Consider the following 6,763-nt stretch of genomic DNA (forward strand, 5'->3'; position numbering starts at 1 on the left):
ATGGTACTGCAGGGGGGACCCTGTGGGAGAGTAGGACGCCGCCGAACAATCATTGAAGGAAAAGCCCCCCGACGGGACGTCGGGGGGCTTTTTCGTGTTCCCGGGACGGCGAGGAGCGGTAACGGGCGGCCGGTCGGGGTCAGTACCATCTGCGGATGTCCTGGATCTCGTCGCGTTGCCGGACGTGGGTGTCCAGCCGGATGTGCCGTGCTTCATGGACTGCGTCGTGTCGATGTCCGCCGATCCGCAGGACGCGGCGAACACCTGGGTGCAGACGGCGGGGGCCTGCCTGCTGGAACTGCTCGACCGCCGTGGGGACTTCGCGGACCACGTGGACGCCGAGGACGAGGGCGGGGTGCCCGGTTGGCACATGATCGTGTCGGGGGTGGTCGGTCTCGGGCTGGACGTCGACGAGAGCTGGCGTCTTCAGGGGGCGCTGCTGGAGGCGAACGTCCTGCACCGGATCGCGGGCTCGTTCGTCGAGGACCTGGAGTCGCCCTTCTTCAACGGGGTCAAGGTCTTCTACGGGGGCAGTCCCGGTGCGATGCGGGCCGAGGTCTGGGTCAACGGTGAGTGCCACCAGGCCGCGACGGCGGCGATGGCGGCGCTCGGGCTGCCCGAGCCGGCGGTGTTCACGGCGGTGCGGTTCTACGCGCTGCTGCTTCCGCCGGCGGCCGACGGGCAGCAGCGCTGAACGCGCTGCCACCGGGACCGGTGGTGGTCAGCGGTGGTCGATGGTTCGGAGCAGTCTCCTTGTCGGGGCGGCTTCTTCGGGGCGGACGCTGGAGGCTGCGGCTTCGATGACCGGTCGGCCGGCCCGGATGGCGGCCCTGGCTGCGGTCTCCCGGCCGAGCTGCTGGGAGCGGGCGGGGTGGTGCGGGCCCCGGTGGTTGCCGGTGGGAGCACCATGCAGCCTCGGCGGGACGGCGGGGAGCGGAGTGGTGTGTTCCGGGGATGGGCGGGGGCGGGATCTTCTAGGCTCGCCTTCCTGCCGGTCGGGTCCGGCGGGTTCGTACGGAAGGGGCCTCGACGTGCTGCTCGGTCTTCGGACGGTCATCCATCCCGCGCCGGATCTCGGCGCGGCGAAGGCGTGGTGGAGTTCGGTGTTGGGGGTCGAGCCGTACTTCGACGAGCCGTTCTACGTGGGGTACAACGTGGGCGGCTACGAGTTGGGGTTCGATCCGGGGGCCGATCCGGAGGTGGGGCCGGTGACGTACTGGGGTGTGCGGGACGTCGATGCGGCGCTGGCGCGGTTCGTGGCGGCGGGGGCGGAGGTGCGGGAGCAGGTCCAGGAGGTGGGCGGCGGGATCCGGGTCGGGACGGTGGTGGAGCCGTCGGGGACGGTGGTCGGGCTGATCGAGAATCCGCACTTCGTGCTGTCGGCGGGTGGCGGGGACGAAGCCGCGGGCCCGGGGCGCTGAGGGGGGAGGAGAGCGGTGGGTTACCACGGGTGGTGGATGCTGGGGGTGGTGCCCGACGGGGCCGCGGCGGCGGTGCGCTGGCCGGGTCGTCCGGCGGGTGCGGCCGGGGCGTTGGCGTGGTGGCGGGAGCATCCGGGGGCGGGGTGGGACGAGTTGCGGGCGTTGTTCGAGTCCTGGGGGTACGGGGGCGAGGAGGACGAGGAACTCGACGCCGTCCGCTGGGAGTTGCTGGGGATGCTGGAAGGCCGTCCGGAGCGTGAGCGTTGGCTGCTCGGGTTGCGGAAGGCGTTCCCGTTCCACGCGTTGGCGTTCGCAGTGGGGCCGGACGGGGTGGAGCGGCTGCCGGGGTGGGGCGGGGAGTTCGTCTGGGACGCCGGGCAGGTGCGGGAGCGGTTGCCGGAGGTGGAGGCGGTGCTGGGGGTGACCGGGGCGGCCCGGGAGGCGGCGCTCGGGCGGGCCGCGGAGTGGCTGGCGCGGTACGGGGACGGGGACGGGGAGGAGGCGGAGTTGTTCGACGCGCCGTTGCGGGTGCTGCGGGCGGCGGCGGCCGCGGGGGAGGGGGCGATGGGGGTGGAGATGGTGTTCTGAGGGGGAGGCGCGGGCCTCAGCGGGCGTGGTGGTCGTTGGCGACCAGGACGCGGGCCAGGCGGGCGGCGGCGGTGGTGACGGCGGGCCAGGCCGGGGAGTTCGGGTGGTCGGCCGGGCGGGGGTCGGGCGGCAGGGCGGCGAGGAGGGCGCGCAGGGCGGTGCCGAGGTCTGCGGTGAGGGCGGCCTCCTCGCCGGTGCGCAGGGTGTGGCCGATCCAGGGGGCGGGGTCGTCGGCGTCGCACGCTTCGGTGAACAGGGTGCTGAGCAGCGACGCGGGGTCGAAGGCGTCGTCCTGGAGGCCGGGGGCGGCCAGCACGAGGACCGCGGCCACCAGTTGGTGGCGCAGCGCGGGGAGGGCGGGGCCGCGGTCGGTCACCGGGGGAGCGTACCGGCCGGGGGTGAACTGTCAGGCGTAGGGGGCGAGTCGGGGGTCGAGCGGGGCGTCGGTGAGGCGGTTGGCGAAGGTGGAGAGGGTGTAGGCGCCGATGCCGAGGACGATCTCCAGGGCGTTGCGCGGGGTGAAGCCGTGGGCGAGGAAGGCGGCGAGGTCGGGTTCGGGGACGGCGCCGGTGTGGTCGAGGACGGAGTGGACGAAGACCCGGACGGCCTCCAACCTGGCGTCGGGGAGCGGCTGTTGGGCGCGCAGGGCGGCGATCAGGGCGGGGTCGGCGGCGAGCCGGGTGAGGATGCCGGTGTGCATGGCGACGCAGACGTGGCAGCCGTTGCGGGTGGCGATGGTGAGGACGACGGTTTCGCGGACCACCGGGTCCAGTTCGGTGGCGTCGAACATGGCGGTCAACTTGAGGAAGCCGTCGAGGAGTTGGGGGGCGTGGGCGAGGCGGGCGGCGGCGGCGGGCAGGTAGCCGAGGTGGCGGGTGACCTGCTCGAGCTGGCGGCGGGCGGCCGGCGGGGCGGTGTCGGGGGTGAGGTCGGGGAAGTGGGCGCCGGTGGACGGAACGGTCGGGGCGTCGGTGGTCGGGGTGTGCGTGGGCATGGGTGGGCCTTTCCGGGGGTGCGGAGGCGTGCCGGGGTGGCCGGGAGGGCGGGATCCGGCTGCGCGCCCTAGAATGGACAACGTGGTTGACCAAAACGTAAACCAGGTTGTCGATCCGCGCAACGGGGAACCGGGCGTTCCGGATCGCGACGGCTTCGAGCTGCCGCTGCTGCTGTTCGCCGGATTCCGCACGATCATCGACGAGTTGCACGCCGAACTGGCGCGCCAGGGCCACCCGGACGCGCGGCCCGCGCACGGCTTCGCGTTGCAGGCGATCGGCGTCGGCGGGGCCACCGCGAGCGAACTCGGGCGCCGGCTGGGGGTGTCCAAGCAGGCGGCGGGCAAGACCGTGGACCGGCTGGAGGCCCTCGGCTACGCGGAGCGGGCGGACGACCCGCAGGACGCCCGGCGCAAGGTCGTCCGGCTGACCCCGCGCGGGCTGGACGTGCTGGCCAGGTCGGCCGCCGGGTTCGACCGGATCCGGGCCCGCTGGGCGGCCGCGCTCGGGGAGCGGCGCCTGCGCGAACTCGAGGACGGGATCGCCGAGTTGGTCGGCCCCTCCGGCTTCCGGCTGGACGCGGCGGGCTGGTTCGCCGGCTGAGGACGGCCGGCCGCCCCGGCGCGCGGACGGCGGGCCGGGGCGGGAGGGGCGCAACGGAGAGGTGCGACGGAGGGGTGCAACAGCGGGGCGGCGGTGGCTACTTGCCGTTTTTGTCGGGGTCGGCGGCGAGGGTGATCACGCCGAGGTAGCCGTCGCCGTCCTCGCTGACCTTCAGCAGCATGGTCGGCCGGTAGATGCCGTCGCCGTCGTTGAAGGTGTCGCGGCCGGTGTGGGTGCTGTACGGGGCCTTGGCGAAGACCGCCGTGTTCAGCGACTCGTCCATCATCATCTGGGTGGTGAGGGTGCGTTCGTTGTTGATGTGCACCATCGCGTGGACGTGCACGGTGCGGCCCGAGTACCAGCCCGGCCAGACGGTGGTGAACTCCACGATGCCGTCCTGGTTGGTGACCTGGGCGCCGCGCAGGTAGCGCTTGTCGTCCTGCGGGGTCAGGTCGGCCATGCCGTCGTTCGCACCGCCACCGCCACCGCCGTTGCCCATGTCCGGGCCGCCCGACGGCGGGGCGCCGGTCGGGGCGCCCGAGGGCGGGGCGCCGGTCGGGGCGCCCTGCGGGGGAGTTCCGCCCCCGCCGCCGGGGCCGCCGCCCGTACCCCCGCCGCCGGTGGACAGCTGCTCGGCGCCCGAGTACTTGCCGGACGCGTCGCAGTGCCAGATCTCCACCACCGCGTTCGGCAGCGCCTCGCAGGTCTCGCTGTCCTGCACCCGGACGGCCAGCCGCAGCCGGACGCCCTCGCGGTCCTCGCGGATGTCGCTGCGGATCTTGTCGGCGTCGAAGTAGTACGGGCCCTGGGTGGTCTGCGCGGTCAGGCTGCAGGTGTTGGCGTCCGCGAACAGGCCGGTCAGGTCCTCGGTGGTGGACGCCTGCGGGGAGATCGGGGCGTCCGCGCCCGTGGTGGTCCGCGCGCTGGTCGCACCCCCGCCGGAGCCGGAACAGGCGGCCAGCAGCGCGCCGAGGCCGATGCTGCTGATGCCGGCCAGGGCGCGCCGCCGGCTCACCCGCCGGCCCTCGTCGTGGTCGTGGTCCTGCGCGGGCCGCTGTTCGGTTGCCATGGGTTTCCCGTCCCTTTTCGATCCCTTTGCCGTTCCGCGCAGCGTAGGGACGGCGGATGAGGACGGTCTTGGGATCGGATGAGAGAACGGTGGCCGCGCCGAGGGGGCGTCAGCGGCCGGCGCGGCGCTCGGCCTCCGCCTCGTCCTCGGCCTCCGCCTGCTCCAGGGTCGGCGCGGTGCCGCCCAGGTGGGCGGGCAGCCACCAGGAGTCCTCCGGGCCGGACGGCTTGGCCGGGTACTCGCGCTGGGCGCGGTCCAGCATCTCGGACATCGCGGCGCGCAATCGGCGGGTCACCATGACGGGCTTGTCGGTGGGGGCCAGGTGGATCGGCTCGCCGATCATGATGGTCACCGGGACGTGGCGCTTGGTCAGCGTCTTCGGGCGGCCCTTGGTCCACAGCTGCTGGGTGCCCCACAGGATCACCGGCAGCAGCGGGGTGCCCGAGTCGGCGGCCATCCGGGCCGCGCCGGTCTTGAACTTCTTCAGCGTGAACGAGCGGCTGATGGTGGCCTCCGGGAACACCCCGACCACCTCGCCCTCGCGCAGCGCCTTCACCGCCGCCTCGTACGCGGGCTGGCCGTCGGTGCGGTCCACCGGGATGTGCTTCATGCCGCGCATCAGCGGGCCGGAGACCTTGTGCCGGAACACGTCGTCCTTGGCCATGAAGCGGGTCTTGCGGCGGCCCACCCGGTACGCGCCGAAGCCCGCGAAGATGAAGTCCAGGTAGCTGATGTGGTTGCTGACCAGGACGGCGCCGCCGGTGGCGGGGACGTGCTCGGCGCCGACGATGGAGATCCGCAGGTCCAGCGCCTTGAAGGCGGCCAGTGCGGTGCGGATCACCGGCGGGTACACGAACTCAGCCACGGTCAGCCCTACTTCCCACGGGCCAAGCGCCCGGTCCGGCGGTACCCGGGACGTGGGGGCCGGGCCGGGAGGCGCGGCACGCCGCGGCGGCCACGGGTGTTTCCTTCAGATGATCCCCCGAACGGGCACGGTCTGTCACCCCAGGCCCTGGCCGGGCGTGCACCACCAGGGGTCCGGGGAACTGGCGGCAGACGGGCATGCACCACCAGGGGCCCGGGGAACGGCGGGTCCGTGCTGCTGACGGCCGGAGCTCATCGGAAAGTCCGTGCTGCTGCGTGTCTTGAACGGAACCCGAAGCAGATGCGCGCTCCGGCAGTGAACCGGCAGCAGACCCGGGCTCGCCGTTCCCCGAGCCCCCGGTGGGGCTCGTTCTCGGCGGGCCCCGGGTCCGGGGGCGGGTTTGCCACACTGGGCGGGTGACCGGTGGCGGCCGGCGTGTTTGGAGCGGTGTGCAAGGTGCGGGACGGGAGGCTGCGGATGCGGGTGGACGGTGCGGTGCGGTTGACGGCGGCGGAGCTGGGGGCGCCGTTGGGGGAGCGGGCGACGCTGGTGCAGTTCTCGACCTCGTTCTGCCAGCCGTGCCGGGCGACCCGGCGGACGCTGGCGGAGGTGGCGGGGATGGTGCGGGGCGTCGCGCACGTGGAGGTGGACGCCGAGTCGAGCCTGGAGCTGGTGCGGCGGCTGGAGGTGTCGCGGACGCCGACGGTGCTGGTGCTGGACGCGTCCGGCCGGGTGGTGCGGCGGGCGGCCGGGCAGCCGCGGAAGGCGGACGTGATCGCGGCGCTGGGCGAGGCCGTCTGAGCCGGTCGCCGGGCCCGGCGGGGGCCTCGCGGGGGGCGTCACGCGTTCAATCTCACAGGCGATCTGGTGTGCGGTCAGGTGGCAGCCGGTCCGGGCTGGGGCAGGATGGGCCGGAGGCGGCGGCGTGGTGTCGGGCCGGGATCGCGGGCAGCGTAAGCTACTGGTGAGTAGTGACGGTTGGACTACTCGCGGGTATGCTGCCGGGGAGCCCGGAGGGGTACCTTCGCGCGCCGCTCGGGCCGCGGGCCCCGCCGCGTCGGAGCGAGGATCGCCCGGCGACGCGCGGGCAGCCGCCGCAGCCGCCGGATCGGACCAGTAACAGGAGAGCAGGCCGTGAGCTTGAGGATCGTTGTCTGTGTGAAGTACGTGCCCGACGCGACCGGTGACCGTCGCTTCGCGGACGATGCCACCACCGACCGGGAGG

General features: G+C 73.8%; 9 protein-coding genes and 1 pseudogene. 6 read left to right on the forward strand and 4 right to left on the reverse strand.

The window, feature by feature from the left end:
• Positions 1-94 precede the first annotated feature (94 nt).
• The 3 genes from ACFUEL_RS31995 (at position 95) to ACFUEL_RS32005 (ending at position 2,009) form a co-directional block, all read left to right on the forward strand.
• The gene (locus tag ACFUEL_RS31995; protein WP_380240463.1) at positions 95-694 is read left to right on the forward strand and encodes a DUF6348 family protein; all 600 of its coding nucleotides are present in this window, start codon (positions 95-97) and stop codon (positions 692-694) included.
• A 337-nt stretch (positions 695-1,031) separates the two neighbouring features.
• Positions 1,032-1,421 (forward strand): VOC family protein, encoded by a 390-nt coding sequence (locus tag ACFUEL_RS32000; RefSeq protein WP_380240447.1) that lies wholly within the window; start codon positions 1,032-1,034, stop codon positions 1,419-1,421.
• Positions 1,422-1,436: 15 nt separating this feature from the next.
• Positions 1,437-2,009: a hypothetical protein gene (locus tag ACFUEL_RS32005; protein ID WP_380240449.1), complete on the forward strand. Its 573-nt coding sequence runs from the start codon at positions 1,437-1,439 to the stop codon at positions 2,007-2,009.
• Between the two features lie 16 nt (positions 2,010-2,025).
• On the opposite strand, the gene ACFUEL_RS32010 is transcribed toward ACFUEL_RS32005, so the two are convergent.
• Both ACFUEL_RS32010 and ACFUEL_RS32015 read right to left on the reverse strand, forming a co-directional pair.
• On the reverse strand, positions 2,026-2,385 hold the full coding sequence (locus ACFUEL_RS32010; protein ID WP_380240451.1) for a hypothetical protein: 360 nt from the start codon (positions 2,383-2,385) through the stop codon (positions 2,026-2,028).
• Between the two features lie 30 nt (positions 2,386-2,415).
• On the reverse strand, positions 2,416-3,003 hold the full coding sequence (locus tag ACFUEL_RS32015) for a carboxymuconolactone decarboxylase family protein (RefSeq protein WP_380240453.1): 588 nt from the start codon (positions 3,001-3,003) through the stop codon (positions 2,416-2,418).
• 73 nt (positions 3,004-3,076) lie between these two features.
• Here ACFUEL_RS32015 and ACFUEL_RS32020 point away from each other — a divergent pair, with 73 nt between their 5' ends.
• Positions 3,077-3,604: a MarR family winged helix-turn-helix transcriptional regulator gene (locus tag ACFUEL_RS32020; RefSeq protein WP_380240455.1), complete on the forward strand. Its 528-nt coding sequence runs from the start codon at positions 3,077-3,079 to the stop codon at positions 3,602-3,604.
• Positions 3,605-3,701: 97 nt separating this feature from the next.
• Here ACFUEL_RS32020 and ACFUEL_RS32025 read toward each other — a convergent pair whose 3' ends face one another.
• A complete protein-coding gene (locus ACFUEL_RS32025) occupies positions 3,702-4,673 on the reverse strand; it encodes a protocatechuate dioxygenase (RefSeq protein ID WP_380240457.1) in 972 nt (323 codons plus the stop codon).
• Between the two features lie 109 nt (positions 4,674-4,782).
• Positions 4,783-5,538 (reverse strand): lysophospholipid acyltransferase family protein, encoded by a 756-nt coding sequence (locus ACFUEL_RS32030; protein ID WP_380240459.1) that lies wholly within the window; start codon positions 5,536-5,538, stop codon positions 4,783-4,785.
• 477 nt (positions 5,539-6,015) lie between these two features.
• On the opposite strand from ACFUEL_RS32030, the gene ACFUEL_RS32035 reads away from it, so the two are divergent.
• Both ACFUEL_RS32035 and ACFUEL_RS32040 read left to right on the forward strand, forming a co-directional pair.
• On the forward strand, positions 6,016-6,339 hold the full coding sequence (locus ACFUEL_RS32035; RefSeq protein WP_380240461.1) for a TlpA family protein disulfide reductase: 324 nt from the start codon (positions 6,016-6,018) through the stop codon (positions 6,337-6,339).
• A gap of 333 nt (positions 6,340-6,672) precedes the next feature.
• Positions 6,673-6,763, forward strand: a pseudogene (locus tag ACFUEL_RS32040) (electron transfer flavoprotein subunit beta); the annotation flags it as partial.

The organism is Kitasatospora sp. NPDC057198 (genome assembly GCF_042670125.1).
In the GTDB taxonomy this organism is placed as follows: Bacteria; Actinomycetota; Actinomycetes; order Streptomycetales; family Streptomycetaceae; genus Kitasatospora.